Raw genomic sequence first — 25,481 nt, forward strand, 5'->3', positions numbered from 1 at the left:
ATATGTCTGTAAAACGTGGGCCAGGGCCGAACAAAGAACAAATTTTACGCCACCTGCGCCGCTCTAATGCCGTGGCGCAGCGAGCGATTGCCCTCGGGCATCATCCGTTTGGCGCATTATTAGTCGCGCCGGATAACGAAACTGTGCTGCTCGAGCAGTGCAACATCGACACCGTAAACCATGCGGAATCGACGCTTGCGCGAATCGCTGCCACCAATTACACCGCCGAATATTTGTGGCAGTGCACGCTGTATACCGCCGTCGAGCCATGTTGTATGTGCGCGGGAACCGCGTACTGGGCGAACATTGGGCGGGTGGTTTTCGGCATGTACGAAAGCCAATTGCTGGAGGCGACAGGCAGCCACGAAGAAAACCCGACGATGAGCGTGTCATCGAAATATGTTTTTGAGCATTGCCAGAAACCGGTGGAGTTAATCGGCCCGGTGCCGGAAATCATCGAAGAGACGAGGGCGATGCAGCAGGCGTTTTGGTCGCACAGATAGAGGGTTGAATGTCGGGTGAACGTTAGCCTCACCCGACATGACAACGGTTAACCTTGCAATTGCAGCGTGGTTAAACAGGTCTGGCTGTCTTTATGTGTCGCTATCGGTGCGCTGGCGGTTTTGCCCTGATAGTTCACTTCAATTGTGCCTTCGATATCTCGGGGTAGCCACACGCCGACAAACCCGTTGGCGTGGCTGGTCATGCTTTTCTGCACCAGGACTTTGCCGCTTTTATCCGTCACTTTTACCTCAAATGGCGTATTCGCCAACTCTCCGCGACAGCCCGACAGGCTGTGGTTAAAACACGGATGGGTTTGTGTCAGATACGGTGCGAACGACAGGTAAAACTTATCGCCCAACGGGTAGCTGAACTGCTGCGTCCCATCGGATAATTTCAACTCGGTGCTGGTGATCCCTGCGTTATATGGCAGCGGACGCGCCTGAGTCGAACCGTCGATCGCCTCCACCATTTGCTCGGTAGTTTTGCCTGAAATACCGTGTGCGGCAAGGAAATCAGCATCACCCTGCGCAGCTAACGCAGAGCCGCTGATGCTGAGTGCCAGTAAGGCGAAAAGCAGTTTTTGTTTCATCAATGAATACCTTTCAAAAGAGGGAATTAAGCCTGCCGCAGAGACTAAACCTTCCAGTAAGGGGAGGGTCAAAATGATATGCAAAACTTTACAGAGTGTGGGGGTATAGTGTTTGCCATGTATAGCGGGCATGGAAAGGCAGGGGCAAGACCTGAAATTATCGACGTTAAAACGGTATGTAGAGGCGACGGGAAGTAAGCTGCGTGTTGAAATTGAGTTACCGGATGGCAGCCATTATGGGTTTAAGGTTTAGCCCCTTTCGAAACTTGGTAAGCGCTTTCTGAGGCATAAAACTCCTCCAGCCAATAGGGTTACGCTGTCTAATGTAACCCTCTGCAACAACCAAAATATCTTTGGAAACCAATTCGCAACCTACTCATTAGCGGGTTGGTTAACATTAACGACTACGGTATAGTCAGCCCCGCTGCGGCAAAATCCGCAGCCAGGTTTCGCAGCCTGAATATCACATCGGGAACACATATATTCTTTCTCTCGGAGATTATTTATGACGTTACCCCGTAGCACCGCGTTCCTTCCTTTCCAGAACGACTGGCATCCAGCCGATATCATCGCCGCACTACGCAAAAAAGGCACTTCCCTGGCTGCTTTATCCCGTCAGTCAGGATTGAGTTCTTCAACGCTTGCAAATGCACTTTCCCGCCCGTGGGCAAAAGGGGAAATGCTAATCAGCAAAGCGATTGGTGTTCCTGCTGAGGATATCTGGCCGAGTCGTTATTACGATGCTGATCGCAATCTGATTAATAGACTGATGCGTGTGCGTGAAGCCAGAAAATCTAGTGGTAATTTAGGGATATGAACTTTAAACCTACTTATCGTCAGAAATCAATGTTGCAAAAAAGGGAGTGACCATCGATTCCATTTTCCAAGCGGCCCCCTTCCACGGTGGTATCTGTGAAAACCGATGGCGGATTTACGGCAGCTAATCAGTAACGGCCTCTGCAAAGAAGACGTATTTATATGCAGTGTATCGGCTGTGTTTTACGCTTTCAGATTACAACTCTTCAGGCAAATCATTGATCCCAATTAAAATGCCTTTCTCTATTACGATGTGATTACCTTCTTTCAGCTTAGCCAATATCTTTAACACGCCACTGCGGGACAGCTTTGATCTTTCACATACATATCGCTCGACGGTAATAGAGTGGCGAATGTTTACTGGCTGGTTAATAAAATCGATAAGCAAGTGGCGCAAGATCTCATACGAGGTGGGGGCTGTAATAAACATATTCTGTAAATACAATCTATTAGCGACTATTTCGGCATGTTTGGCATAGATTTCCCACAAATTCTTTTCAGCAATAACACTAAATGCTTTTTCCCTGGAGATGACGGCTATCTCGCTTTCAAAGAGGGTGTAAATTCTAAAATCCACAGCACTGGATAGCAGGGTAATAAAACCCAAAATAGCCGGGGCTTGTTGAATACTGATCACTCTGTCGTTAGGGTCAGCACAAATATTAATGGCCCCCGCACGCAGCAGAAAACAATTATGACGCCCATTATCTTCAGTATTAAAACGGGTTCTGGGTGGATAGACTTTAAACTTCACCCCTTCAGAAAGTTCCCGCAACAACTCTTGCGCGTAAGGTGAGGGAACATTTAAAAACTCTTGAATAATCGTTCTTTTATCTTTCATGGCTGCTACACATACAGGCCAATAAACATTTAAAAAATATAGCACATCCCATTTGTTTACTGCATTGAACGACTCAGATACTGCGATTCGCGGGGAAGAAAACCGTAACTGTCAGTGAAATAAATTTCAATAGCGGGAAGGGAGTTGGTTTACTTTCTTTAACAACCCTTTATCAATGTCAATGAAGCCGCCAGCTTTCAATTCTGCCAGGATTCGCATAATCCCGCTACGCGATAAAAAGGTACGTTCTTTAATGTAACTGGCTGCCGAAACGGTATTTCTTACGCTGGTTGATTCATTCATTAACTCAAAAAGCTGGTGGCGGATTATCTCGTAAGATGAGGCCTGAGAGAGTTGCGAGTAGTTGGTAAACACGCGCGCGGCGATATACATCATGATATGACACGATGCCTCCCAGAGGTTGTTCTTTGTAATGATTTCATTGGCTTTGTCCAAAGGCAGGTAACTTATTTTGCTTGTTTCCTGGGTGCGCATGAAAACATTACCGGAATAAGTGATTTGTTTGCACAACCCAAAAATGAAGGGCGCACGTTCGGAGCTTATAATCATGCCGTCATTACATCGATTTAACGCAATACTGCCTTCATGAAGCAAATATATTAGTTTTCCTTCTGATTCGGGCAGGTTGATTTTTTGCCTGCCCATTGTAGCTATGTTGCTAGAGCTTGGTTGCAATATTGTTATGAGTTTATTGATATCTGAAAAAGGCTTAATTAAGCTTGATTCATAGGTATTTGATTTTCCTGTCTTTTGCAGGTTATTCATTTTGTATTTCCTTCGCAGATATTCTACGGATGAAAAAATTTCAGGAAGGAAATTATGACTAGCAATCTATTACTTTATGAAGGCTTTCAGGGTCTAAAAATAGACACTGAACATCTTGAAACTATTTATTGAATATTGGAATATCACTTTAGTAAAAACTGGAGTGGATGCAAGCTGAATCATTTTACAATAAAGTGATTTTGCAATATATGCCTTCTGTTTTTATTTCCTGCCCGCTCTGGGTCTGCAAGGAATAAAGGTGCCTTCTAAATAACTCTATTTGGAATTGGTGCTCTTTATTTGTGGTAAATAAAACCAATAAGGAATTTTGAAATGAAAAAGAATTTAATCACTATGGCTTTCGCTGCAGTTGCAATTATCTCTTCTGCCTCTGTATTCGCAACGGGTGGTCAGGTTAATTTCCAGGGTGAAATCATCGATACTGGTTGTGATGTGGTCAATACCCCATCCACCCCATTGATTGTGAATTTAGGCAGCGTAGCCAAATCTGAATTCAATGCCTCAGGGGATACTTCCGCAGCAACAGGTTTCACCCTGAAACTGACTAACTGCCCGGCGACGGCGAGCACGGCAAAAATCAAATTTGATGGCGCTGCACTTAATGGTGACAACAGCGTACTGAAACTGACTCAGGTTTCCGGTGTTGCAACCGGCGTCGGCATCCAGATTTCTGACGTTGCCGATGTGTTGCCACTGTTCCAGGACTCCACGGCGTATACCTTGCAATCCGGTAGCGTTGAAAACGATCTGAACTTCACCGCGCGTTATATCTCTGTTTCCAACACCGTGACCGCAGGCCCGGCAAACTCTTCTGCAAACTTTAGCGTGACTTATAACTAAATCCTTATCTTTTAGATAATTACGCCCTTAGTCATTCCTTGCCGGTGACGCTGTTACCGGCCTTTTAACTGCTTTGAGAACATTTTATGAAATTTTTAACCGGTTTAGTGCTGGCAACGGTTTGTTTTACTTCGGCCTTTGCTCAGGCTGGCGTGGTGGTTGGCGGTACGCGTCTTATTTACGACGCAAGTAAGAAGGAGTCTTCACTGAGCGTCAATAACCCGGACAACGTGCCCTACCTGATTCAGACCTGGGTGGAAACGACCGCGGGTGGTGCTGAGAAAGCCCCCTTTATTGTGACGCCGCCGCTGTTTCGTCTTGATGGAGGGCAAAACAACGTGCTGCGCGTGGTGCGGGCTGGCGGAAATCTGCCTTCAAACCAGGAATCACTGTACTGGCTGAATATCAAAGCCATTCCTTCCGGGGACGGGAAAACCACCCAGAACACCTTACAGATTGCGGTGAAGAGCCGTATCAAACTGATTTTCCGTCCACAGGGGCTAACAGGAGTGCCGGAAGACGTCGCGGGGCAACTGAGCTGGAAACGCAGCGGCAGCAGTGTTCTGGTCACTAACCCAACGCCTTTCTATATGAACTTTATGGAAGTGAGTGTGGGTGGGAAACCACTGAAAGACGCGACATTTGTCGCCCCGTTGAGTCACGCGAATTTCAAATTACCTGCCGGTGTTAATAGCGGTGCTGTGAGCTGGAAAGTGATCAGCGACTACGGCGCTATTGGCCCGGAACACAAAGGCACGATGTAAGTATTTGGCCACAATTACAGGGCGGAAATGGTTAAACATTTTCACAGTATTGCCAGCACACGGGAATATCCAGATGAATAACAATAAAAGTCGGGTGCCAAAACAACCCGCATTACGCATCAGTCGGCTGGCTTTATTTATTACGGCACATTTAATGTTTCTGGGTAGCGTACAGGCGCGAGATATATTTAACCCGGCACTGCTGGAAGTTAATCCAGCGCAACAGGCTGCAACAGATCTTTCTGTTTTTGAAATAGGCGCCGGTCAGGCACCCGGTACTTATCATGTCGATATATACCTCAACAACCAAATACAAGACACGCGTGACGTTGAATTCAAAACTCAGAAAGATTTGCAGGGTAAAGAGAGTCTTCAGCCTTGTTTGAGCGTGGCGCAACTCGCAGCCTTTGGGGTGAAAACGGATTTGTTCCCGGCCTTGGGTGACAAAAATACGCCGTGTGCCAGGTTGAGTGCTATTCCACAGGCTAGTGCAGAATTTCGCTTCAGCGGGCAGCAACTCTTGCTGAGCATTCCGCAGGCGGCGGTTTCACAAAATGCACGCGGTTATGTTCCGGAAGCCCAGTGGGATAACGGGATTCCAGCATTTTTGCTTAACTACAGCTTGAGCGGCGCGAACAACTTTTCCCGCAACGGAAGTGGGGCAAACAGCGATACGCAATACGCCAACTTGCGGCCTGGTTTGAATATCGGCGCCTGGCGGTTGCGTAATTACACCACCTGGAGCCGTGATAGTGACGGTCAGGATAAGTGGAACACGGTGTATACCTACGCATCGCGCAGCATTATTTCACTCAAAAGTCAGTTGACGCTGGGTGACAGTAACTCGCCGTCAGACGTATTCGACAGCGTACCGTTCCGTGGTGCGCAACTGGCTTCCGACGACGACATGATGCCGGACAGCATGAAAGGCTATGCGCCAGTGGTGCGCGGGATTGCTCGCACCAATGCCCAGGTGATTATTCGCCAGAACGGTTATGTCATTTATCAAAGCTACGTTGCACCCGGTGCTTTTGAGATTACCGATATGTACCCGACCGGTGGCTCCGGCGATTTATATGTCACCATCAAAGAGGCTGATGGCAGTGAACAATTGCTGGTGGTGCCGTTTGCTTCTCTGCCCGTTTTGCAGCGTGAAGGGCGGCTGAAATACAGCATCACCGGCGGCCAGTATCGTTCATACGACAGCAGTGTGGATAAAACACCGTTCGCACAAGGGACGACAATCTACGGTTTACCAAAAGGCTTCACGCTTTACGGCGGCGGGCAGCTTGCCGACCACTATCAATCGATGGCGCTGGGCTTAGGTAAAAATCTCGGTGAGTTCGGCGCGCTGTCAACTGACATCACGCAGGCGTGGGCGACGTTGCAGGAGCAGGCGCAAAGTAATGGCCAGTCCTGGCGCGTGCGCTACAGCAAAAACTTTGTGCCAACAGGCACTAATTTCGCCATCGCGGGTTATCGGTATTCAACGGATGGCTACTACAGCCTGCAAGAGGTGATGGACACCTGGCGTGATGGCAACCGCCCATTGCTGATTGAGCGGCGTCGCAACCGCAGTGAACTGAGCATCAGCCAGGATCTTACTCACAATCTGGGGACGTTATCCGCCAGTTGGGTCAATGAAGATTACTGGAACAGTGGCCGCACTATGCGCTCGATTGGCGGCGGGTATAACAACACGTGGAATGGTGTGAGTTACAGCCTCAATTACAGCTATAACGAGAATTCCACCTCCAGCAGCAGCGCGGGTTACGGGCGTATTTACGACCGCGACCAGGTATTTAGTTTCAACATCAGCGTGCCGTTGAACCTATTTATGTCGAACACTTATGCCAGCTATAACCTGAGCACCAGTAAGCATGGGAATACCACCAATAGCGTGGGGCTCAACGGCACAGCACTGGAGGGCAACAACCTGAGCTGGGGTATCCAACAAGGTTATGGCAGCCAGGGTGCAGGTTATACCGGCAACTTAAATACTGATTATCGTGGCAGCTACGGCGAAGTGACGGGTGGTTATGCTTACGACCAGAATAGCCAACGCCTGAATTATGGCGTGCAGGGTGGAGTTATTGCTCATCAAAATGGCGTAACCTTTGGTCAACCGATGGGGGAAACCGTCGCGTTAGTGTCGGCGCCTGGCGCGAGCGGTGTCGGTGTTGACAACCAGCCTGGCGTGAAAACCGACTGGCGTGGTTATGCCATCGTGCCATATACCAGTCCGTATCGTAAAAATGCGGTGCAGCTTAATACTCAGTCGCTGCCAGATGATGTCGACTTAACGCTCAATAACCAGAATGTGGTGCCAACAAGGGGAGCGGTAGTGCGCGCAAACTTCAACGCAAGCGTTGGTCAGCGTGCCTTGATGACCCTTATCCGTTTGGGCGGTGCGCCCGTTCCATTCGGCTCAATCGTGACCGACATGGCGCATAAAAATGATGACGGTTTTATTGTCGGTGATGCGGGGCAGGTTTATCTCACGGGCCTGGCTGACAGTGGCCATTTATTAGTGAAGTGGGGGAGTGATAAGCAAGAGCAATGTCAGGTCGGTTATCAGCTTCGCCGAACGACTGTGGCAAATGCTGGTGTGCAAACGCTTAATGGCCAATGCCATTAATCTTTTACGCTAACTTCCGTTGATTTCCGTTAAATAGCACAACTCTATTTAAGAGATACAGTAATGAAATTAAGTATGGATTTTTTACGCCTGAATAAAGCCTATTGCCCCGGCATTATCAATTGTATATTTCGCAAAGTCATATTAGTGGCACCTTTTTTAATTGCGTTAACCACCGGGTATACGCAAGCAGCTTGCCCGGTAATATATAACGCGACGCCACCAGCTGATTTAAGTATTGACCCGTCTTTACCTGTCGGATCGGTACTGGCGACTATGCAATTAAGTTGGCCTTCGCAAAATGGTTGTCAGGTTATTGGGTCGGGAGCAGGGTTCCATATCGGCCAATTTGGCAACGGAGTACCGAATGGTAATCTATACCCGACTGGCCTGGCCGGCGTTTCCTACCGCGGAAGAATTGATGGCTGGTACGACAGTGCTTATTGGCCAACAGTTTATGACTCATCAACGCCTCAATTTACCTCGATGGGTAATGGAACGGCGACCATTGAATTTGTGAAAACCGGGCCGGTTGAAGCCGGCATACTTCCGCCGATGGATTATTTGCGGGTACAAGCGACAGACGTAAGCGGCACGCCTGATGTGGCGATGCTGATCATTCGTACCGGCGTGCCTATTCCCGTCGATCCTGTCATCAACTCATGTTCAGCAACGCCTGTGGTCCCTGTGTCATTAAATACCGTTCTAAACGATGACCTGGCAACGGTGGGTGCAACGGCAGGGGATAAAACATTTAATATTAATGTGACCTGTACCGGCCCGGCGAATATCTCTTTGATGTTTACCGGCGATGTGGTGGATAGCAACAATGCCGTATTTAGAAACAGCGATGCCATTACGGGCAGTACAATTGGAATCCAAATATTAAACAATAACAGCGCTGTTCCCATAGGCGCAGGGCATTATATGAATTTAGATGTGGTGAATGGCACTGTTTCACCCACATTTACTGCCCGATATTATGCTTTTGCCCAGCCTGTTATCGCCGGGAATGTGAATGCTATTGCTTACGCCACCATTGTTTATAACTGATGTTTTAATTTGTCTCACAGCTAAATACCTCTATATAAAACCAGGACTTAAATGATGAATAAAAAATTATGCATGAGCCTGCTGGCTACCCTCACCACGTTGGCATTAACAAAGAGTGTTAACGCGACAGATGTGACGATTAATATCTCCGGGAAAGTAGTGGCTTCCCCATGTGTACTCGATGGCTCTGGCACGATTAACGTTGACCTGGGGCAGACTCTTCAGGCGGCTGATTTAGAGACAGCAGGGTCATTTAGCAACTGGGTGCCGTTCACTATTAATATGAAGAATTGCCCGGCCAGTACTAATAACGTGATTGCCACATTCAGTGGCGCGGCTGACGCCTTGGATGCTTCCCGTTTATACACCAGCACAGGGACTGCGAACAACGTTGCGGTGGAGTTGCAAAGTAGTGATGCCACGCATATTCCATTGGGTAACGCCAAAACGTTGACCATTCCACGCGCTGCAGATAACACGGCGGTTTTCCCGTTACAGAGCCGCGTGTGGTCTAAAGGCAACGTCACCACCGGGACCATTGCTTTGGTGGTGAATGTGACGTTTACCTATAACTAAAACACCGCTCGTAAATGGGCTCGTGGAAATCATACTTCACGTGCCCATTCATCAGTATAAGCCACCAGTATCTCGCTTAATTAGGCCGATAAACTTCCGCACTCAGACATAATTTCACAGGACATCCATGCTAAATATTGCCATCGAGGATTCAAACACTTTTTATCGGTATGGGTTACAATTTTTTCTAGAAAATATTTTTCTTCACGAAAAAAAGAAAGCGGTTCAGTTTGAAGTATTAACAAAATTCAATATGAATGAAGCGGATGTTGTGGTGCAAAGCTTTGTTGCGGGGGAAGAATACACTTGTCATTATAAGTTAAAATACCGCAGCAAACCAGGGTTGATTATTGGCTTATATGAAACAGATAGAGGCAAGCTTCTTTCTGAATTACCCAAATGCATCCAAAAGCTTGTCATTATTTGTCGTACAGATTCAATAAGCGATTGCCGGGAGAAGATAATTTCGGCATGGGATGAAATTGCTCACGAGTCTAAAAAGAAGGACTATAGAAAATGCTTTAACTGCAAATACCTGTCGCTGACATCACAGCAAGTAACGATTGCCCAAAAGATGCTGCATGGACAGGGTCTGTCACAAATTGCACAGGCTTTGGGTATTAATGTTAAAACAGTCAGCGCTCATAAACGTTTAATCATGCAAAAATTTAATCTACGAAATGATTTTGAGTTGATGCGTTTTCTTTACAATATGAAATCGCATATCCCCCCAATACATCTCTATTCTTAGCGAGAAGGTAAGGAAAATAAACGAAGCGCTATTTGCTGACAGTGTATATTAACGAATAAATTCTTGAGGGTTTGTTTTTTTACAAAGGGTAATACTAAGAAGGTTTTAATTCGAATGGTGCGTCCGAGTGGACGGGGAAATTGCAGATTTGGTTTAAAATCACAACTAGTTATGCATCGCAAAAATGTGTTACTCGCGACTTGATGTGATACTGGACCTTGAATGGGGCTCTATTGAATTGACCTGCTCCCCGTTGATTAGTACATCCCGATGTTAGTAATGTCTTCATAAGCCAAAAACGGACGTTGTTAAAAGCATAGTGTGCTAATTTGTACGAAGTTGCTTTTAGGAGGTTTGTTTGAATGCGCTATAGCTGCATGAATGATACAAAATGGAATGAGATCAGGCTTGCAATGGTTAGATATCCACTATCTTGATGTGATAACAAATTCAGTTGAGCAGCATGCTTTGGTTGGCGCTATTCTTCGGATTATTCATCTACCTGGAATGGAGACTGAAACCGGTTATAGAATTTTTGGGTACGCAGATTCATTCGGCAATGCGAATTATCTTTAGGTGGACAAAACCGTTAAGCGGCCAGCAGGATAACTTAAATCGTTGTGTTGAATTGCCTTCCGCTCTTCGTTCATAGCAGATCCGATCCTTTTAACAGGCAGTTTTGTGCCAGGGCGTGAAACGGTCCATTAGCTCTGATGTTTTACTGTTATTGATTACATATATAGCAAAGCAGCTAGTTCAGCCTAAGTAATTATTTATGACACAAGTCGCTGTAATCTGTTGCTTTCATCACCTTGACAGTTCCAGTTGATTTATTGATTTCATAAACCTCAAAATAACACATATTCTGATCGTTAGAATTACGGAACTCATACAAATGATCTTTCTCAGGACGTATTGTTATCATTTTTTGACATGATCTTTGATCACTTAAATGATTGCTGGCCCAAAAAGTGAGTAGTTTACCTGAGCGAACATGGTACTCTGCCATGTCTAGAGGATACTTATTTTTTGGAAGTGATGATTTTTTAAAGCCCTTATCAATATATACGGACTGTTTTTCGAAAGTCTGCCGAACATGGGGATACCAGCCTTTTGGTGGCATCGTATAGGGTTGGTTACAATCATATCCGTCCCAAAGATGCGAATATGTTGTAAAGCCGATGATTCTTACCTCGGCAGTATCTCCGGAAGTTCTATCATTAAAATGGTTAACTACAACCTCATGTTTCGTACATCCACTTAGTAGCATTGTTAATATAATTAATGAGGATTTTATTGTTGACCGCATTGCATTTCCTGTCATGTCTATGCTTATAAGAAAATCATTAGTTACCCCATTCTATCAAGGGATATCTCAAGTCACCAGTATGGTGAACAGAATCCTGGTCTGCTCCCCGTTGATTAACACGCTGCAATGTTAGTAATGTGACTATTTGGCTACGAGATCTACTACGGACTTCCGCCCTTCGCTCTTAGCGGTCCCTCAGCACCATGCCCGTCCACTCCATGCAAAAGCGGATGGGGCACAAATTCCCGCCAGCTCACAAACAAATAAACCTTTATATTGCTGTGTGTTTATTTGCAGTGAGTAAATAAGTGGCTTTTTTTTGTACAAGCGCAACGCTGTAATATGTATATCAAATAACGGCATCGACTTTTGTTAATCAATATAAAAAGAAAGCGTTTCTTAACTAGTTGATTTTAATGAATTAAAATATTGGTGAAATGATTGCATCAATAATAGTCCTGGAGCATATATAAATAGCACAGTAACTAAATTATAATTCTTTAACATCCGGTTGATATACGAGGTCAGAATGCGATTAATTGTCATGCTTTTAAGCTTTGCGCTCACCACACAGGTCTGGGCGGGTGAATTTTCCAGACCTGCCGGTAAAATCCTTTTAACGCTGTCTGGTAATATCGAAAATACAAATGAAGGTGGAAAAGCCGTTTTTGATCTCGCCAGCCTTGAAAAACTGGGTATGGTCAGCTTTCAGACCACTTCTCCCTGGTATGATGGCCGCACTACCTTTACGGGTATTCCACTGCAAAAGCTCATGAATTATGTCGGAGCGAAAGGTTCTGTTGTTAAGGTCACTGCACTCAATGACTACACCACCGAAATCCCCCTCAATGATTTTAAGAAATACAATGTTATCCTTGCTTTAAAAATCAACGGAGAATATATGCGTATCCGTGATAAAGGCCCGTTGTTTGTTGTTTACCCCTATGACAGCATTCCTGAGTTGAATAATCAGATTTATTATTCAAGGTCAGCCTGGCAGGTCAGCAGAATGAATATTGAGTAAGGGGTCAGAACACGAACATGAACAGAATTCTGGCTGGCATCATTTTTTTCCTTTTTATATCGACCGCATATATCTCTTTCCTTGTGCATGAAAGGCAACAAGAGTTACAGAAACTGACTCACTACGCCGCTTCGTGGTCTGCTGCACAGATGGTATCGGAATATTACCGGTTCGAGTCGTTGCTTGGCCTTTACACTATCGATGATACGATGACGCTGGATGATGTGCGCATGCGTCTCGACATTATGCTCAGCCAGAGTGATTTAATGAAAGAAGGTGATTTGCGGGATTACATAGAAAGTAATAAAGCCCAACATACACTGGCTCTACAGCTTGAAAAGACACTTGAGTATCTGGATATTCATCTTGAGAAAATGAACCGCTCAGAACTCCAGACATACCTGAAAAGAATGCAGACGCTGGATGCACAACTGAGTCGTCTGTCTTCTGGCGCTTTAGACAAAGATATCAACTCGATTAATAACGCCAACCTCAAAATTAAAACCCTGTACTATATTTACTCAGCGACGTCTTTATTGCTGATAATAATGAGTGCGATACTTGGCGTGCTGATATTTTATCAAAACAGAAATATTCTGAAGGCGCATCTTCAGGTAAAGAGTCTGGCTGAAGCATTGCAAGAATCTAAAGAAAAACTGCAAGTCCAGAATACAAAGTTGGAGTATGACGTCTACCATGACTCTCTGACAGAGATGAATAACCGCCATTTTTTCTGGGGGAATTTAAATGAAACTATCGAGAACGCCGTAAAAAGCAATAATTCTGTGAATGTGATGTTGTTTGATTTAGATCGATTCAAGGAGGTCAATGATACGTATGGTCATGATGTCGGTGATATGTTATTACGTCAGATATCACACCGTCTTATTTCAATGGGCCTGACTTCCGATACGCTTTATCGTTTAGGCGGGGATGAGTTTGCGTTTCTCTCGAGTGGCCTGACGGAGAGCAGTGCCGTTTCACAAGCCCAAAATATATGCAATATTATCAGCCAGCCCTACACTATTAATAATACGATTATCAATATAACCACCAGTGTCGGTATTGTTATCTCAGACACTGAACGCCGCTCCGACTATCTTTATAAATTTGCCGATCTGGCCCTTTATGAAGCCAAAAAGGAAGGCGCTGGTAAGATAAAAGTCTTCCGGCAATGGATGTTAGATAAGCTGCAAGAAAGCCGAACCCTTGAGCACGATATGGCACTGGCGTTAGTGAATAAAGAATTCGTGGTTTACTACCAGCCTATTGTCGATTCTTTCAGCCAGGAAATTTACAGTTATGAAGCCCTTATTCGTTGGATACATCCTCAGAAGGGACTTCTGTCGCCGGACAGCTTTATTCCTGTGGCTGAAAAAACAGGAATGATTAATGAGATGGGGAAATCGGTGCTTGAAATGGCCTGCCGGGAAGCTGCTTCCTGGGTGGTTCCGACTAAAATTTCAGTCAATGTCTCTCCAGTTCAGCTAAGCAGTAAAACCTTTGCCGGAATGGTGTTGTCCATTCTGAACGAAACAGGACTTCACGCTGAGCGTCTTGAACTGGAAGTGACAGAATCCTCTCTCTTTACTGAGAGCAATACGCCGATGAATACGCTTAACAGGCTGCGCGCTCTGGGGGTGAAAATCTCCCTCGATGATTTTGGTACCGGTTATTCTTCTCTTTCGCGCCTCAGTAGGCTTGCCTTCGATAAAATCAAAATAGACAAATCCTTTGTGCATTCGATATCGACACAGGAAGACGCCCTTAATATTATCAGGCTCATCACCGGCATGGCGAAATCCCTCAATATGAAGTCCGTTGCGGAAGGTGTTGAAACACAGGAGCAACTGGAAAGCCTTCAGTTGCTGGGCTGTGATTTCATACAAGGCTATCTGTTTGGTAAACCTCAGCCTTATATAGATGGGAAAATCAGATACGGTTAAATGGAGGTCTTCAAGACTTCTGGCGCATCAAGCATTGAGTTCCGCTGAAAGATGTTTGATGCCATCACTCATCTCTTGTAACTCATTGATCAGTCTTGCCACATGGAAACCATCGCACACGGAATGATGTACCTGAACAGCGAGAGGTAACAATACTTTTCCATCTTGTTCGTAGTATTTTCCCAGAGTGAACATGGGGGCAAAAAAGTTCTGCATGTTAGCAACATTGATATTAAAACTGGTGAAACTTACCCAAGGAATAGCCGAGACGAAAAATATATTTTCCCGAGACTCCTCTTTAGGCCAATAAGAAAGGTTATTACCATAACGTGCAACGTCTTCTGAATAAACGTCCTGGAAGTGATGAATGTTGCCATCGTAGTGACTCCATAATGATGAAAAGGTCTCCGTTTCATTATGGAAAATGGTATAGCTTGGATGAATTTCATTCCATATGACAAGCTCATTGTTCTTTATGGCCATACGGAACTCCGTATGACTGTTTACTATTTTAGAAAGAAGGAAAATAATAGTAGGGTAAAACTTCCAGCCAGCTTCCCTTATATGTTTTAGCAGTTCGGTAATATCTATCAGGACAGTTTGGTTAATTGTACTTTGAGCAAATGACTGGAATACCTCAAAATGCTCCTTCCTTGCCCAACGAGATAAGTCAACAGGTGTATATTCCAGAGTTGTTTTTTCCATTTTTTAACCTTTGATTGTAAATTATATATCAGATGTTAGTCTAAGTTTTTTTATGAATTAAGTAAACATATAGGACGCAACCCGTTTTGGTAGCGAACGCATTTTTGAGCGTAGTTCATCTTTATACAGGAGGGAAGGGGGTTTTGAATATTTCTTATATCAGGTAATAAAAGTAGATTGTGCAATTTACTGGTGTTTTCCTATTTAGACAAATATCATTCTGCAATGACACGAGCCGGATATATTGCGCGTGGTGAGAACGGAATTCGCGGGCGCCGATATTTTATTAAGGGTGGTGATAAGCGCAGCCATCAGGTGCATGCATTCGCAGTGGGTGATATGCAAGTCGTAAAACATCTGGCTTTCCGTGATTATCTGATAAAAAACAGGGAGGAAGCAGAGCGATTTAACCACTGTGTTGCATCCATTAGTTGAACTCACAGGCAGGGGCGGACGGTGTACACTTCACACTATGCTATCTATAGAGAGGCTGTTTGACTGCATGATTTGCAGATTGCGCTAAACTCAAACGCCTCTGAATTAACCAATCGGTCAAGGTTAAAGGCAAAATGTATGTCTGTTGATAATTTATCGCGCATGGGCACTGCCAAAGTGACGCTTTTGGTTGATGAAGCAGGTCATCAGGTAATCGAAAAATGTCCTGTCAGTGATGTCGAGTTTAGTTTTTATCAACACACAGCCAGGCATCTCGCTCAAGTAGACATTTCCACGCCAAAGATGTTGTCTGCCGATCCATCCATACGCAAGTTAAGACTGGAATATATCCCACACCAGGTTGATCAGGACGAAGTTGGACGGGATGAAGTGTTGTCAATTCTGTCTCGCTTACATGGCTATCGACCTGACCCTTCTTGGGTTTATCACAATCACACCTGGTCAGAAGCAGACCTCGAAAAATCTCTCATGCTGTTGGCATTACCTGGCAGGGCAGCAAAACAATTATGGTGCTTTCAGCAGGCAAGTGATGTTCTGTTTAGTGGTCAGTGCTTAATTTCCGGCGACAGTAATGCGGGTAATTGGGGAAAAAGGGATGGTGGTGATTTCGTTCTTTTTGACTGGGAAAGATTCAGCACTGGCAGCCCAGCTATTGACCTTGCCCCACTTATAAAGGGAATGGGTTCTGAGCAAAAATTTATTGAGTTTGCTGAACGCTATGCCTGTATATCGCGTAATTATAATCCTAATGATTTAGCTAAAGAAATTGCGATTGCTAAAGCATGGATTGTTACCGAGGTAGTCGTATTGCTTAATGAGCGGCAGAAAAGTGATTTTCAATTCTATCTCAGCTGGTACAGAGAAAATCTTCCTGCCTGGTTAGATAACAATTTAAAAATGCTTTGATGTTTTTAACCCCACTAGTCTACTGATGTATTACATACGATTCCAGACCTGCCGCGCAATCTGGAGCAGGCTCTGCTTTGAGGATTCCGATATGACCCCCTTTCATCAACTTACAGCTACCAGTCTGGGCGGCCAGCTTATCTCTTTGGACGACTACGCAGGTAGAGTGGTTCTGGTCGTGAATACCGCCAGCCTTTGTGGCTTCACGAAACAATACGCTGGGCTTGAAGCGCTCTACAAAAAGTACGCCACCCATGGTTTGGTGGTGCTTGGTTTTCCCTGCAACCAGTTTGGTAAACAGGAACCCGGCAGCGCCGACGAAATCGCGCAGACCTGTCACATCAACTACGGTGTGAGCTTCCCGATGTTCGAGAAAGTAGAGGTCAACGGAACCGCAGCGCACCCGGTGTTCCGTTATCTGAAAAACGAATTGCCCGGCGTGCTGGGTGGACGGATCAAGTGGAACTTCACTAAGTTCCTGATCGGACGCGACGGTAAACCGCTCAAGCGTTTTGCACCGTTCACCACCCCAGAGAAAATGGAAACCTCAATCCTTGCCGCACTGGAAATCTAAGTGTTTCGGTCATTCAGCGCAAACAAAGTCATCACAAAAAGGCGACCTTGCTTAAAACAGAGAATTGTTATTCAAAACGGACTCGCATTGCGCGCTTTAATCAACTCACCACTAACCGGATGAACAAAATCCAGCTCACTGGCGTGCAACATTAGCCGCGGAGTCTGTTCAGTTCCTGGCAACAACAGGCCGCCATATAGATCGCAGCCCAAAATAGGGTGGCCCAGTTGCTGGCAGTGAATGCGAAGTTGATGAGTACGCCCGGTTTCCGGGGTAAGTTCTACCCGCGTCAATGGCAGTAACGTCCCGTCTTCCCGCTCATGGTAAAAGCGTTCAACGACCCGATAGCCCGAACGTGCAGGCTTGCCGTTGATGGCGCAAATCGACATCAGCGGGAACAGCGTCGGATCTTTGGCAATCGCTGCGTCTATCACCCCTACGTTGTCGCTCACATGCCCACAGAGCAGTGCGCTGTAGACTTTGGTGACTGCGCGCTGGCTGAATTGTTGGCATAGAGCGGCGTTGATGGCTTTATTGCGCGCAATCACCATCAGCCCGGAAGTCCCGAAATCCAGGCGATGCACCAGGGTGCAACCGGGGAATTCTTGTACCAGACGATGATGCACTGAATCGAGATTTTGCGGGTTTTTCCCCGATAGACTGAGCAGCCCGGTAGGTTTATTGATCAGTACCAGATGTTCGTCCTGATAGAGCGTCTCAATCTGCTCATGGCACGGCGGGGCAATAAAATTATCGATAATCGTAGACATCAGACTGCCTGGATGGAGAGTGGAAGCGGATAATAGCGAACTTTAAACCGGCAGGCGAATTGGGTTATTCGGATTTTAGCCCCAATCACCAGACACAAAAAAAGCCTGCTTAGTTTCCTAAGCAGGCTTTTCGAATTTGGCTCCTCTGACTGGACTCGAACCAGTGACATACGGATTAACAGTCCGCCGTTCTACCGACTGAACTACAGAGGAATTGTGTAACGGGGCGCATATTAACGAGAAGCAGGGGGCATGTCAAAGGGTTCGCGAAAAAGAATTTTGTTTGCTCTTTTTATAGTCAACTTGTTGAGTATTAAGGCGAATTGTCCTGGTCTTAATCATCCATTGCTCATTTCACGCAAACTCACGTCCTTAAGCATGATTAACCACTTCATCAGTAAGCTCTTTATTGGTGCAAAGCGGCGTAATTCTCAACTTTTCTGCTTTATTGTTAAGCAGATGTGATCCCCGCTGTAATTTCAATCTGTGATACCTGGCCGCTTTCAACCGCGCTCTATACTGACATATGTCGAAACAATGACATCCGGTTAACAACATTGGCAGCCATTTTGCTTAATGTTCAGGGCCGTGAAATCGTAAGGATACCCCGTAAGGAAACCCCGCCGTAAATCACAGGATTTTGTCTGGATAGTCCAATTTGTACTCGTTCGTGTTTTTGCTTGTGAATGGTCTTTAACCGTTGTGCATAAACCTCTTTGCTTCTTTGCTAAGGAACATACAAATGTCGCTGAAATTAATCAGAAGTCCTCTTTCTCTTGTGTTGGCAGGTTGTCTGGTGACGGCGTTCTCCGCCCAGGCCGATATTGTGATTGGTGTTGCCGGGCCATTCACCGGGCCGAACGCCACTTATGGCGATCAATACTGGCATGGCGCGACGCAGGCCGCTGAAGATATCAACGCCGCAGGCGGGATTAACGGCGAAAAAATCAAACTGGTGCAGGGTGATGATGCTTGTGAACCGAAACAGGCGGTGTCCGTCGCTAACCGTTTGGTTGATCAGGATAAAGTCAAAGCCGTGGTCGGACATTTCTGTTCATCTTCTACAATGCCTGCGTCCGAGGTGTATAACGACGCGGGGATCCTGGCTATCACCCCTGGGTCAACGAACCCGCTTATCACCGAGCGCAAGATGAACGATATGTTCCGCATGTGCGGGCGTGATGACCAGCAAGGGAAGGTCGCCAGCGATTTCATTATTGATAAGCTCAAAGCCAAACGCGTGGTGATCATTCACGATAAAGACACTTACGGGCAGGGGCTGGCCGATGCGACCAAAGCCGCGCTCGCCAAACGTGGCGTCAATGACGTGATGTATGAAGGTTTGTCGCGCGGCGAAAAAGACTTTAACGCGCTGGTGACAAAAATCAGTGCGCAAAAACCCGACGTAGTGTTCTTCGGCGGTTGCCATCCGGAAGCCGGGCCGCTGGTGCGCCAGATGCGTGAGCAGGGCGTGCAGGCCAAATTCTTCTCCGGCGACTGTATCGTGAACGAAGAGATGGTCACAGCGGCAGGCGGTCCGCAATACACCAACGGTATCTATATGACCTTCGGGAAAGATCCGCGTTTGATCCCGGACGGCAAAGCCGTTATCGATAAATTCCGCTCCAGCAAATTCGAGCCAGAAGGCTACACCCTCTATTCCTACGCCTCCGTTCAGGCGATTGCTGCGGCCTTCAAAGCCACCGGCGGCACCGACTCCGCCAAAGCCAGCGCCTGGTTAAAAGCCAATCCGGTCGATACCGTGATGGGTAAAAAAGCCTGGGATGAGAAGGGCGATTTGAAAGTCTCGGATTACGTGGTTTATCAGTGGGACGACAAGGGCAAATACAAAGAAGTCCAATAGTATTGGGATTTGTAGGGGGATAAGCGGCAGCGTCATCCACCATTTTCGCCGGTCATTGCTGGTGAAAGTGTCGGGTGACGCGACGCTTACCCGACCGACAAAAGAAGTTTGTCCGCCGCACTAAAAGAGACTGCCAAACTATGGATGCCTTCTTCCTGCAACAGTTGATAAATGGCTTAACGCTAGGGTCCGTTTACGGGTTGATAGCCATCGGCTACACCATGGTTTACGGCATTATTGGCATGATTAACTTCGCGCACGGCGAAGTGTATATGATCTCCGCATATCTGTGCGCCATCGGCCTGGCGCTGCTGTCGTTCTTCGGCATTCACTCGTTCCCGTTATTAATCCTCGGCACGCTGGTATTCACCATTGTGGTGACGGGCGTATATGGCTGGACGATTGAGCGCATCGCCTACAAACCGCTGCGCAACTCCACCCGTTTAGCGCCGCTGATCTCCGCAATCGGCATGTCGCTCATCCTGCAAAACTACGCGCAAATCAGCCAGGGGCCGCGTCAGCAGGGCATTCCCACCATGCTTGATGGCGTGTTCCGCTTCCATATTGGCGAAGGTTTTGTGCAAATCACCTACACCAAAGTGTTTATTTTGATTGCCTCGTTTGCCGGCATGCTGTTGCTCACCTGGATTATCGGCAACACACGCCTGGGGCGCATGTGCCGCGCGGTGCAGCAGGACCGCAAAATGGCCTCGATTCTGGGGATTAACACTGACCGAATTATCTCGATTGTATTTGTGATTGGCGCGTCGATGGCCGGACTGGCGGGCGTGTTAATCACCATGAACTACGGCACTTTTGATTTCTACGCCGGTTTTATCATCGGCATTAAAGCGTTCACGGCGGCGGTGCTCGGGGGGATTGGCTCGTTACCCGGCGCGATGTTAGGCGGCCTGATTCTGGGAATTGCCGAGGCGCAATTCTCCGGCATGGTGAATTCTGATTATAAAGATGTCTTCTCGTTTGGGTTGCTGGTGGTGATCCTCATTTTCCGGCCGCAAGGGCTGCTTGGTCGCCCGATCGTTGCCAAAGTGTGAGGGAGCAAAAAATGACAGCAGAAACGGTATTGCATGAAGGTTTTTCCCTCAAACGCTGCTTGCTGGATGCGGTTTTCGCCGGTCTGGTGGCGTTAATCATTTTTGGCCCGATTGTCGGTGTGGTGCTGGATGGTTACAGTTTTAACTTCGACGGCCAGCGCCTGGTGATGATTATCGCGGCGGTGATGGCCGGGCGTTTTCTGTTGAGTGCTTTTTTGACAACCGGCGTGGGAACCCGCTTTCTCAGCCGCTTTGAAACCGATAACTCAGGCGTATATGTGCGCCCGCCGGACTATAAAAGTCGTCTGCGCTGGATAATCCCGTTGGTGTTGGTGCTGGCGGTTTGCTTCCCGTTTGTCGCCACCAAATATGTGCTGACCGTGGCGATTCTCGGGCTGATCTATGTTCTGCTCGGTTTAGGTTTAAATATCGTCGTCGGCCTCGCCGGATTGCTGGATTTAGGTTACGTCGCTTTTTATGCCATAGGCGCGTATGGCCTGGCGCTCGGCTACCAGTATCTCGGTTTGGGTTTCTGGTCGATGCTGCCACTTTCGGCATTGCTGGCGGCGGCGGCGGGTGCGCTGCTCGGTTTCCCGGTGTTGCGTATGCATGGCGATTATCTGGCGATTGTGACCCTCGGCTTCGGGGAAATTATCCGCCTGGTGCTCAATAACTGGCTGACGTTTACCGGTGGCCCGAACGGGATTTCCGCACCGCCTCCCACGCTGTTTGGTCTTGAATTTGGGCGGCGGGCAAAAGAAGAAGGTGGCGTGCCGTTCCACGAATTCTTCCATCTCACCTATAACCCCAATCTAAAGTTTATCTTTATCTACGCCATTCTGGTGCTGGTGGTGTTGCTGGTGCTGTACATCAAACACCGCCTGACGCGCATGCCGATTGGTCGTGCCTGGGAAGCGCTGCGTGAAGATGAAATTGCCTGTCGATCTATGGGGCTGAACCATGTGCTGGTGAAGCTCTCTGCTTTCACCCTCGGCGCTTCCACCGCAGGGATCGCTGGCGTTTTCTTCGCCACTTATCAGGGCTTTGTTAACCCGACATCGTTCACTTTCTTTGAATCGGCATTGATCCTCGCCATTGTCGTCCTCGGCGGAATGGGCTCGACGATTGGCGTGGTGCTGGCGGCGTTTGTGCTGACGGTGACGCCAGAATTGCTGCGCAGTTTCGCAGAATATCGCGTGCTGCTGTTTGGCATGTTGATGGTGGTGATGATGATCTGGCGGCCACGCGGCCTGATTCGCATCAACCGCAGCGGCTATGTGGTGCGAAAGGGAGTGGCGCCATGAGCGAAATGATTTTAAGCGTTGAACATTTAATGATGCATTTTGGCGGCATAAAGGCGCTGAACGATGTGAATCTTGAAGTGCGGCGTGGGTCAATTACCGCGCTGATCGGCCCCAATGGCGCGGGCAAAACTACGGTGTTCAACTGTCTGACCGGGTTTTACAAGGCCTCAGGCGGCAATATTTTGTTCAATACGCGCGACAAAACCACCAATGTGATTCAGATACTCGGGCAGAAATTCCAGCCCGGTGACTGGATAAACCCGGCGCAATTGGGCTCGCGTCTGTTCTACAAAATGTTCGGCGGCACGCATCTGGTGAACCGCGCGGGTCTTGCGCGAACCTTTCAGAATATCCGTTTGTTCCGCGAAATGTCGGTGGTGGAAAACCTGCTGGTGGCGCAGCACATGCAGGTAAACCGCAATTTACTCGCCGGGGTGCTGAACACGCCCGCCTATCGACGCGCCGAAAGCCGCGCCCTGGATCGTGCATTTTACTGGCTTGAAGTGGTTGAGCTGGTGGATTGCGCCAATCGCCTTGCGGGGGAGATGTCTTACGGGCAACAGCGACGGCTCGAAATTGCCAGGGCGATGTGCACCGCGCCGGAGATGATTTGTCTGGATGAACCGGCAGCGGGTCTGAACCCGGTGGAAACGCGCACGCTGAGTAAAATTATCCGCTTCCTGCGTGACCATCATGACATCACCGTTTTACTGATTGAACACGATATGGGCATGGTGATGGAAATTTCCGACCACATTATCGTGCTCGACCACGGGGATGTGATTGCCGAGGGTAAACCTGAGCAAATCCAACACGACGAAAAAGTGATTGCCGCCTATCTGGGCACCGACGAAGACGAGGTCAGTGTATGAGTGAGGCGATGCTGGAGTTTCGCAATGTGGACGTGTATTACGGTGCGATTCAGGCGCTAAAACAGGTTTCGTTGCAGGTTAACGAAGGGGAAACCGTGGCGCTGATTGGCGCAAACGGGGCGGGGAAATCGACGTTATTAATGTCGATCTTTGGCCAGCCGCGCATTCGTGGCGGGCAAATCCTGTTTCGCGGCGACGACATCAGCCATAAATCGACCCATTTCGTGGCGTCGGGCGGCATTGCGCAAGCGCCGGAAGGGCGACGCATTTTCCCGGATATGACGGTTGAAGAAAACCTGCTGATGGGCACGATTCCCATCGGCGATCGATACGCCGCGCAGGATCTGCAAACCATGTTTGATCTGTTTCCGCGTTTGAAAGAGCGCCGTAAACAGAGGGCGATGACCATGTCCGGTGGCGAGCAGCAAATGCTGGCGATTGCCCGCGCACTGATGAGCCGCCCTAAATTATTGCTTTTAGACGAACCGAGCCTGGGCCTGGCACCGATTGTGGTGAAACAAATTTTCCAGACGCTGCGTGAATTGGCGCGTAACGGCATGACGATTTTTCTGGTTGAACAAAACGCGCACCACGCCCTGAAACTGTCTGACCGGGGCTACGTGATGGCGAACGGGCAAATTAGGTTGAGCGGCAGCGGTGCGGAGTTGTTAGGGAATGAGGAAGTGCGCAAGGCTTATCTGGGTGGCCACGGTTGATATCCTGTCGGATGACGCTGCGCTTATCCGACCTACGAAAACTAACGCTTATCCAACCTACGGATCGGGTTTTGTAGGGGGGATAAGCGAAGCGTCATCCACCGCTACTCGGGACAAATTTTTAATAAATACTTTGCAGGATAAGCGATTGTAAATCATTATTTGAAATGTGGTTTCACTTCTCCCCCCAAGGTCAATCTTGAACTTACAAGCAGCACTTCGCCAGCGCGTGGCTAAAACACGCTGGTACGCCAAACGTAAAAGCTATCGAGTCTTGTTCTGGCGCGAAATTACACCCCTTGCGGTGCCTATCTTCCTGGAAAACACCTGCGTTTTATTGATGGGGGTGTTGAGCACCTTCCTGGTGAGTTGGCTGGGAAAAGAGGCGATGGCAGGCGTCGGGCTGGCCGATAGCTTCAACATGGTCATCATGGCGTTCTTCGCCGCAGTCGATCTCGGCACGACGGTGGTGGTTGCTTTCAGTCTTGGCAAGCGTGACCCGAAACGGGCACGTGATGCGGCACGTCAGTCCCTGATATTAATGACGATTATCGCCATAGGACTTGCGGCGGGCATTCACCTGGCGGGTGAGCATGTCGTAAACGTTATCGCCGGAGCGGCAACGCCGGAAGTGAAAGCGCTGGCACTTTCCTACCTGCAAACCACGGTGTGGAGTTACCCGGCGGCGGCTATTGCGCTTATCAGCAGCGGCGCGTTGCGTGGGGCAGGGAATACCAAAATCCCGTTATTAATTAACGGCGGGATGAACATTCTCAACATTATTATCAGTAGTATCCTGATTTACGGCGCGATGGGCTGGAACGGTCTGGGCTTTTTTGGCGCTGGCCTGGGCTTAACCATTTCGCGCTATATCGGTGCGCTCGCTTTTGTTTATGTGTTAGTGGCGGGCTTTGCGCCGTCGCTGCGCATCTCGCTGAAAAGTTATTTCCGACCACTCAAAGTTGGCATTCTGTGGGAAGTGCTGGGGATTGGTATTCCGGCCAGCATTGAGTCGGTGCTGTTTAATGCCGGGAAATTACTCACGCAAATGTTTGTCGCCGGGATGGGGACGAATGTCATTGCCGGTAACTTTATCGCGTTCTCGATTGCGGCATTAATTAACCTGCCGGGTAACGCCTTAGGTTCTGCCTCAACTATTATCGTCGGCAAACGCCTGGGGAAAGGGCAAATTGGCCAGGCCGAAAGGCAACTGCGCCACGTGTTCTGGCTATCCACTCTGGGACTGACGATCATCGCCTGGGGAACGGCACCATTCGCCGGATTGATGGCCTCGTTTTACACGCATGAAGATGACGTAAAAGAGGTGGTCAAAATCCTCATTTGGCTGAATGCCGCGTTTATGCCGATTTGGGCCGCATCCTGGGTTTTACCTGCCGGGCTGAAAGGCGCTCGCGATGCACGCTTTGCCATGTGGGTTTCGATGGCGAGTATGTGGGGTTGCCGCGTGGTGGCGGGCTACACGCTCGGTATCGTGCTGGGAATGGGCGTGGTCGGGGTGTGGATGGGGATGTTCTTCGACTGGACGGTGCGCGGCGTATTCTTCTACTGGCGAATGGTCAGCGGCCGCTGGCTTAAGAAATACCCGCGTCTCAAAAAAGAACCGCTTTCACAAACAGAATAAAGCTCTTACTGGAAGCTTTTGAACGCTATCTTCATTGCCCTGTGTGTTTATTATACGCACAGGGCAATTTTCGTTTAAAACCATGATATCTATCACCATCAACTGTCTCTTTTTGACTAGTAACGTAAAGTTACTAGCAGTGAAATATTCTAAAATGTT

The 25,481-nt window shown here is 47.8% G+C and carries 24 protein-coding genes, 1 tRNA gene and 2 pseudogenes; 20 read left to right on the plus strand and 7 right to left on the minus strand.

What is annotated here, in order from left to right:
- Nucleotides 1-2 precede the first annotated feature (2 nt).
- Nucleotides 3-503: a nucleoside deaminase gene (locus DY231_RS08150; protein WP_115627935.1), complete on the plus strand. Its 501-nt coding sequence runs from the start codon at nt 3-5 to the stop codon at nt 501-503.
- A 47-nt stretch (nt 504-550) separates the two neighbouring features.
- Here DY231_RS08150 and cueP read toward each other — a convergent pair whose 3' ends face one another.
- Nucleotides 551-1,093 carry a copper-binding periplasmic metallochaperone CueP gene (gene cueP / locus DY231_RS08155; protein WP_115627936.1) on the minus strand — a complete coding sequence of 181 codons (543 nt, stop codon included), beginning with the start codon at nt 1,091-1,093 and terminating at the stop codon, nt 551-553.
- A 115-nt stretch (nt 1,094-1,208) separates the two neighbouring features.
- Here cueP and proR point away from each other — a divergent pair.
- Together proR and DY231_RS08165 are read left to right on the plus strand one after the other, a co-directional pair.
- Nucleotides 1,209-1,346, plus strand: a pseudogene (gene proR, locus DY231_RS25365) (transcriptional regulator ProR); the annotation flags it as partial.
- Nucleotides 1,347-1,598: 252 nt separating this feature from the next.
- Nucleotides 1,599-1,910, plus strand: a complete 312-nt coding sequence (locus tag DY231_RS08165; RefSeq protein WP_115627937.1) for a helix-turn-helix domain-containing protein — start codon at nt 1,599-1,601, stop codon at nt 1,908-1,910.
- A 195-nt stretch (nt 1,911-2,105) separates the two neighbouring features.
- Here the strand turns inward: DY231_RS08165 and DY231_RS08170 are convergent, their stop codons facing one another.
- Complete coding sequence (locus DY231_RS08170; protein ID WP_115627938.1) at nt 2,106-2,750, minus strand: helix-turn-helix domain-containing protein; 645 nt, start codon at nt 2,748-2,750, stop codon at nt 2,106-2,108.
- Between the two features lie 126 nt (nt 2,751-2,876).
- A complete protein-coding gene (locus tag DY231_RS08175; protein WP_115627939.1) occupies nt 2,877-3,536 on the minus strand; it encodes a helix-turn-helix domain-containing protein in 660 nt (219 codons plus the stop codon).
- A gap of 333 nt (nt 3,537-3,869) precedes the next feature.
- Between DY231_RS08175 and DY231_RS08180 the strand changes: the two genes are divergently transcribed.
- The 6 genes from DY231_RS08180 to DY231_RS08205 all read left to right on the plus strand — a co-directional run bounded on the left by DY231_RS08180 (nt 3,870) and on the right by DY231_RS08205 (nt 10,179).
- Nucleotides 3,870-4,397: a fimbrial protein gene (locus DY231_RS08180; RefSeq protein WP_115627940.1), complete on the plus strand. Its 528-nt coding sequence runs from the start codon at nt 3,870-3,872 to the stop codon at nt 4,395-4,397.
- An 86-nt stretch (nt 4,398-4,483) separates the two neighbouring features.
- Nucleotides 4,484-5,161 (plus strand): fimbrial biogenesis chaperone, encoded by a 678-nt coding sequence (locus DY231_RS08185; protein ID WP_115627941.1) that lies wholly within the window; start codon nt 4,484-4,486, stop codon nt 5,159-5,161.
- 73 nt (nt 5,162-5,234) lie between these two features.
- Complete coding sequence (locus DY231_RS08190; protein ID WP_115627942.1) at nt 5,235-7,799, plus strand: fimbria/pilus outer membrane usher protein; 2,565 nt, start codon at nt 5,235-5,237, stop codon at nt 7,797-7,799.
- 63 nt (nt 7,800-7,862) lie between these two features.
- Entirely contained in the window at nt 7,863-8,852 is a 990-nt protein-coding gene (locus DY231_RS08195; RefSeq protein ID WP_115627943.1) for a fimbrial protein, read from the plus strand.
- Nucleotides 8,853-8,906: 54 nt separating this feature from the next.
- The gene (locus DY231_RS08200) at nt 8,907-9,428 is read left to right on the plus strand and encodes a fimbrial protein (protein ID WP_172588662.1); all 522 of its coding nucleotides are present in this window, start codon (nt 8,907-8,909) and stop codon (nt 9,426-9,428) included.
- A 127-nt stretch (nt 9,429-9,555) separates the two neighbouring features.
- Complete coding sequence (locus tag DY231_RS08205) at nt 9,556-10,179, plus strand: helix-turn-helix transcriptional regulator (protein WP_115627945.1); 624 nt, start codon at nt 9,556-9,558, stop codon at nt 10,177-10,179.
- Between the two features lie 769 nt (nt 10,180-10,948).
- On the opposite strand, the gene DY231_RS08215 is transcribed toward DY231_RS08205, so the two are convergent.
- Complete coding sequence (locus DY231_RS08215) at nt 10,949-11,488, minus strand: hypothetical protein (protein ID WP_115627946.1); 540 nt, start codon at nt 11,486-11,488, stop codon at nt 10,949-10,951.
- A 529-nt stretch (nt 11,489-12,017) separates the two neighbouring features.
- Between DY231_RS08215 and DY231_RS08220 the strand changes: the two genes are divergently transcribed.
- Complete coding sequence (locus DY231_RS08220; RefSeq protein WP_115627947.1) at nt 12,018-12,512, plus strand: putative pterin-binding protein; 495 nt, start codon at nt 12,018-12,020, stop codon at nt 12,510-12,512.
- Nucleotides 12,513-12,529: 17 nt separating this feature from the next.
- Nucleotides 12,530-14,458, plus strand: coding sequence for a putative bifunctional diguanylate cyclase/phosphodiesterase (locus DY231_RS08225; protein WP_115627948.1), 1,929 nt, complete (start codon nt 12,530-12,532; stop codon nt 14,456-14,458).
- Between the two features lie 27 nt (nt 14,459-14,485).
- On the opposite strand, the gene catA is transcribed toward DY231_RS08225, so the two are convergent.
- Nucleotides 14,486-15,163 carry a type A chloramphenicol O-acetyltransferase gene (catA, locus tag DY231_RS08230; RefSeq protein WP_115627949.1) on the minus strand — a complete coding sequence of 226 codons (678 nt, stop codon included), beginning with the start codon at nt 15,161-15,163 and terminating at the stop codon, nt 14,486-14,488.
- A gap of 204 nt (nt 15,164-15,367) precedes the next feature.
- Between catA and DY231_RS08235 the strand changes: the two are divergent.
- The 3 genes and pseudogenes from DY231_RS08235 to DY231_RS08245 all read left to right on the plus strand — a co-directional run.
- Nucleotides 15,368-15,571 (plus strand): annotated as a pseudogene (locus DY231_RS08235) (GrpB family protein); the annotation flags it as partial.
- Between the two features lie 165 nt (nt 15,572-15,736).
- Nucleotides 15,737-16,525, plus strand: a complete 789-nt coding sequence (locus DY231_RS08240; RefSeq protein ID WP_115627950.1) for an aminoglycoside phosphotransferase family protein — start codon at nt 15,737-15,739, stop codon at nt 16,523-16,525.
- A gap of 91 nt (nt 16,526-16,616) precedes the next feature.
- Nucleotides 16,617-17,099, plus strand: coding sequence for a glutathione peroxidase (locus tag DY231_RS08245; protein WP_115627951.1), 483 nt, complete (start codon nt 16,617-16,619; stop codon nt 17,097-17,099).
- Between the two features lie 71 nt (nt 17,100-17,170).
- Here the strand turns inward: DY231_RS08245 and DY231_RS08250 are convergent, their stop codons facing one another.
- Both DY231_RS08250 and DY231_RS08255 read right to left on the minus strand, forming a co-directional pair.
- Nucleotides 17,171-17,869, minus strand: a complete 699-nt coding sequence (locus DY231_RS08250) for an RluA family pseudouridine synthase (protein WP_115627952.1) — start codon at nt 17,867-17,869, stop codon at nt 17,171-17,173.
- 137 nt (nt 17,870-18,006) lie between these two features.
- A tRNA-Asn gene (locus DY231_RS08255) sits at nt 18,007-18,082 on the minus strand.
- Between the two features lie 529 nt (nt 18,083-18,611).
- On the opposite strand from DY231_RS08255, the gene DY231_RS08260 reads away from it, so the two are divergent.
- The 6 genes from DY231_RS08260 to DY231_RS08285 all read left to right on the plus strand — a co-directional run bounded on the left by DY231_RS08260 (nt 18,612) and on the right by DY231_RS08285 (nt 25,322).
- Nucleotides 18,612-19,733: a branched-chain amino acid ABC transporter substrate-binding protein gene (locus DY231_RS08260; RefSeq protein WP_115627953.1), complete on the plus strand. Its 1,122-nt coding sequence runs from the start codon at nt 18,612-18,614 to the stop codon at nt 19,731-19,733.
- A 140-nt stretch (nt 19,734-19,873) separates the two neighbouring features.
- A complete protein-coding gene (locus DY231_RS08265) occupies nt 19,874-20,788 on the plus strand; it encodes an ABC transporter permease subunit (protein WP_034496437.1) in 915 nt (304 codons plus the stop codon).
- An 11-nt stretch (nt 20,789-20,799) separates the two neighbouring features.
- Nucleotides 20,800-22,092 carry a high-affinity branched-chain amino acid ABC transporter permease LivM gene (gene livM / locus DY231_RS08270; RefSeq protein WP_115627954.1) on the plus strand — a complete coding sequence of 431 codons (1,293 nt, stop codon included), beginning with the start codon at nt 20,800-20,802 and terminating at the stop codon, nt 22,090-22,092.
- Nucleotides 22,089-22,964, plus strand: a complete 876-nt coding sequence (locus DY231_RS08275; protein ID WP_034496433.1) for an ABC transporter ATP-binding protein — start codon at nt 22,089-22,091, stop codon at nt 22,962-22,964. Before livM ends, DY231_RS08275 begins: the two co-directional genes overlap by 4 nt.
- Entirely contained in the window at nt 22,961-23,680 is a 720-nt protein-coding gene (locus DY231_RS08280) for an ABC transporter ATP-binding protein (RefSeq protein ID WP_115627955.1), read from the plus strand. Before DY231_RS08275 ends, DY231_RS08280 begins: the two co-directional genes overlap by 4 nt.
- Before the next feature lie 199 nt (nt 23,681-23,879).
- A complete protein-coding gene (locus tag DY231_RS08285; protein ID WP_115627956.1) occupies nt 23,880-25,322 on the plus strand; it encodes an EmmdR/YeeO family multidrug/toxin efflux MATE transporter in 1,443 nt (480 codons plus the stop codon).
- The last annotated feature ends 159 nt before the right edge of the window (nt 25,323-25,481 follow it).

This window comes from Buttiauxella agrestis (assembly GCF_900446255.1).
GTDB lineage: Bacteria > Pseudomonadota > Gammaproteobacteria > Enterobacterales > Enterobacteriaceae > Buttiauxella > Buttiauxella agrestis.

What these genes read in the sequence shown, in the direction of transcription:
- DY231_RS08150 (WP_115627935.1), top strand. Translation starts at nt 3, where the DNA reads ATGTCTGTAAAACGTGGGCCAGGGCCGAACAAAGAACAAATTTTACGC.
- cueP (WP_115627936.1), bottom strand. Translation starts at nt 1,093, where the DNA reads ATGAAACAAAAACTGCTTTTCGCCTTACTGGCACTCAGCATCAGCGGC.
- DY231_RS08165 (WP_115627937.1), top strand. Translation starts at nt 1,599, where the DNA reads ATGACGTTACCCCGTAGCACCGCGTTCCTTCCTTTCCAGAACGACTGG.
- DY231_RS08170 (WP_115627938.1), bottom strand. Translation starts at nt 2,750, where the DNA reads ATGAAAGATAAAAGAACGATTATTCAAGAGTTTTTAAATGTTCCCTCA.
- DY231_RS08175 (WP_115627939.1), bottom strand. Translation starts at nt 3,536, where the DNA reads ATGAATAACCTGCAAAAGACAGGAAAATCAAATACCTATGAATCAAGC.
- DY231_RS08180 (WP_115627940.1), top strand. Translation starts at nt 3,870, where the DNA reads ATGAAAAAGAATTTAATCACTATGGCTTTCGCTGCAGTTGCAATTATC.
- DY231_RS08185 (WP_115627941.1), top strand. Translation starts at nt 4,484, where the DNA reads ATGAAATTTTTAACCGGTTTAGTGCTGGCAACGGTTTGTTTTACTTCG.
- DY231_RS08190 (WP_115627942.1), top strand. Translation starts at nt 5,235, where the DNA reads ATGAATAACAATAAAAGTCGGGTGCCAAAACAACCCGCATTACGCATC.
- DY231_RS08195 (WP_115627943.1), top strand. Translation starts at nt 7,863, where the DNA reads ATGAAATTAAGTATGGATTTTTTACGCCTGAATAAAGCCTATTGCCCC.
- DY231_RS08200 (WP_172588662.1), top strand. Translation starts at nt 8,907, where the DNA reads ATGAATAAAAAATTATGCATGAGCCTGCTGGCTACCCTCACCACGTTG.
- DY231_RS08205 (WP_115627945.1), top strand. Translation starts at nt 9,556, where the DNA reads ATGCTAAATATTGCCATCGAGGATTCAAACACTTTTTATCGGTATGGG.
- DY231_RS08215 (WP_115627946.1), bottom strand. Translation starts at nt 11,488, where the DNA reads ATGCGGTCAACAATAAAATCCTCATTAATTATATTAACAATGCTACTA.
- DY231_RS08220 (WP_115627947.1), top strand. Translation starts at nt 12,018, where the DNA reads ATGCGATTAATTGTCATGCTTTTAAGCTTTGCGCTCACCACACAGGTC.
- DY231_RS08225 (WP_115627948.1), top strand. Translation starts at nt 12,530, where the DNA reads ATGAACAGAATTCTGGCTGGCATCATTTTTTTCCTTTTTATATCGACC.
- catA (WP_115627949.1), bottom strand. Translation starts at nt 15,163, where the DNA reads ATGGAAAAAACAACTCTGGAATATACACCTGTTGACTTATCTCGTTGG.
- DY231_RS08240 (WP_115627950.1), top strand. Translation starts at nt 15,737, where the DNA reads ATGTCTGTTGATAATTTATCGCGCATGGGCACTGCCAAAGTGACGCTT.
- DY231_RS08245 (WP_115627951.1), top strand. Translation starts at nt 16,617, where the DNA reads ATGACCCCCTTTCATCAACTTACAGCTACCAGTCTGGGCGGCCAGCTT.
- DY231_RS08250 (WP_115627952.1), bottom strand. Translation starts at nt 17,869, where the DNA reads ATGTCTACGATTATCGATAATTTTATTGCCCCGCCGTGCCATGAGCAG.
- DY231_RS08260 (WP_115627953.1), top strand. Translation starts at nt 18,612, where the DNA reads ATGTCGCTGAAATTAATCAGAAGTCCTCTTTCTCTTGTGTTGGCAGGT.
- DY231_RS08265 (WP_034496437.1), top strand. Translation starts at nt 19,874, where the DNA reads ATGGATGCCTTCTTCCTGCAACAGTTGATAAATGGCTTAACGCTAGGG.
- livM (WP_115627954.1), top strand. Translation starts at nt 20,800, where the DNA reads ATGACAGCAGAAACGGTATTGCATGAAGGTTTTTCCCTCAAACGCTGC.
- DY231_RS08275 (WP_034496433.1), top strand. Translation starts at nt 22,089, where the DNA reads ATGAGCGAAATGATTTTAAGCGTTGAACATTTAATGATGCATTTTGGC.
- DY231_RS08280 (WP_115627955.1), top strand. Translation starts at nt 22,961, where the DNA reads ATGAGTGAGGCGATGCTGGAGTTTCGCAATGTGGACGTGTATTACGGT.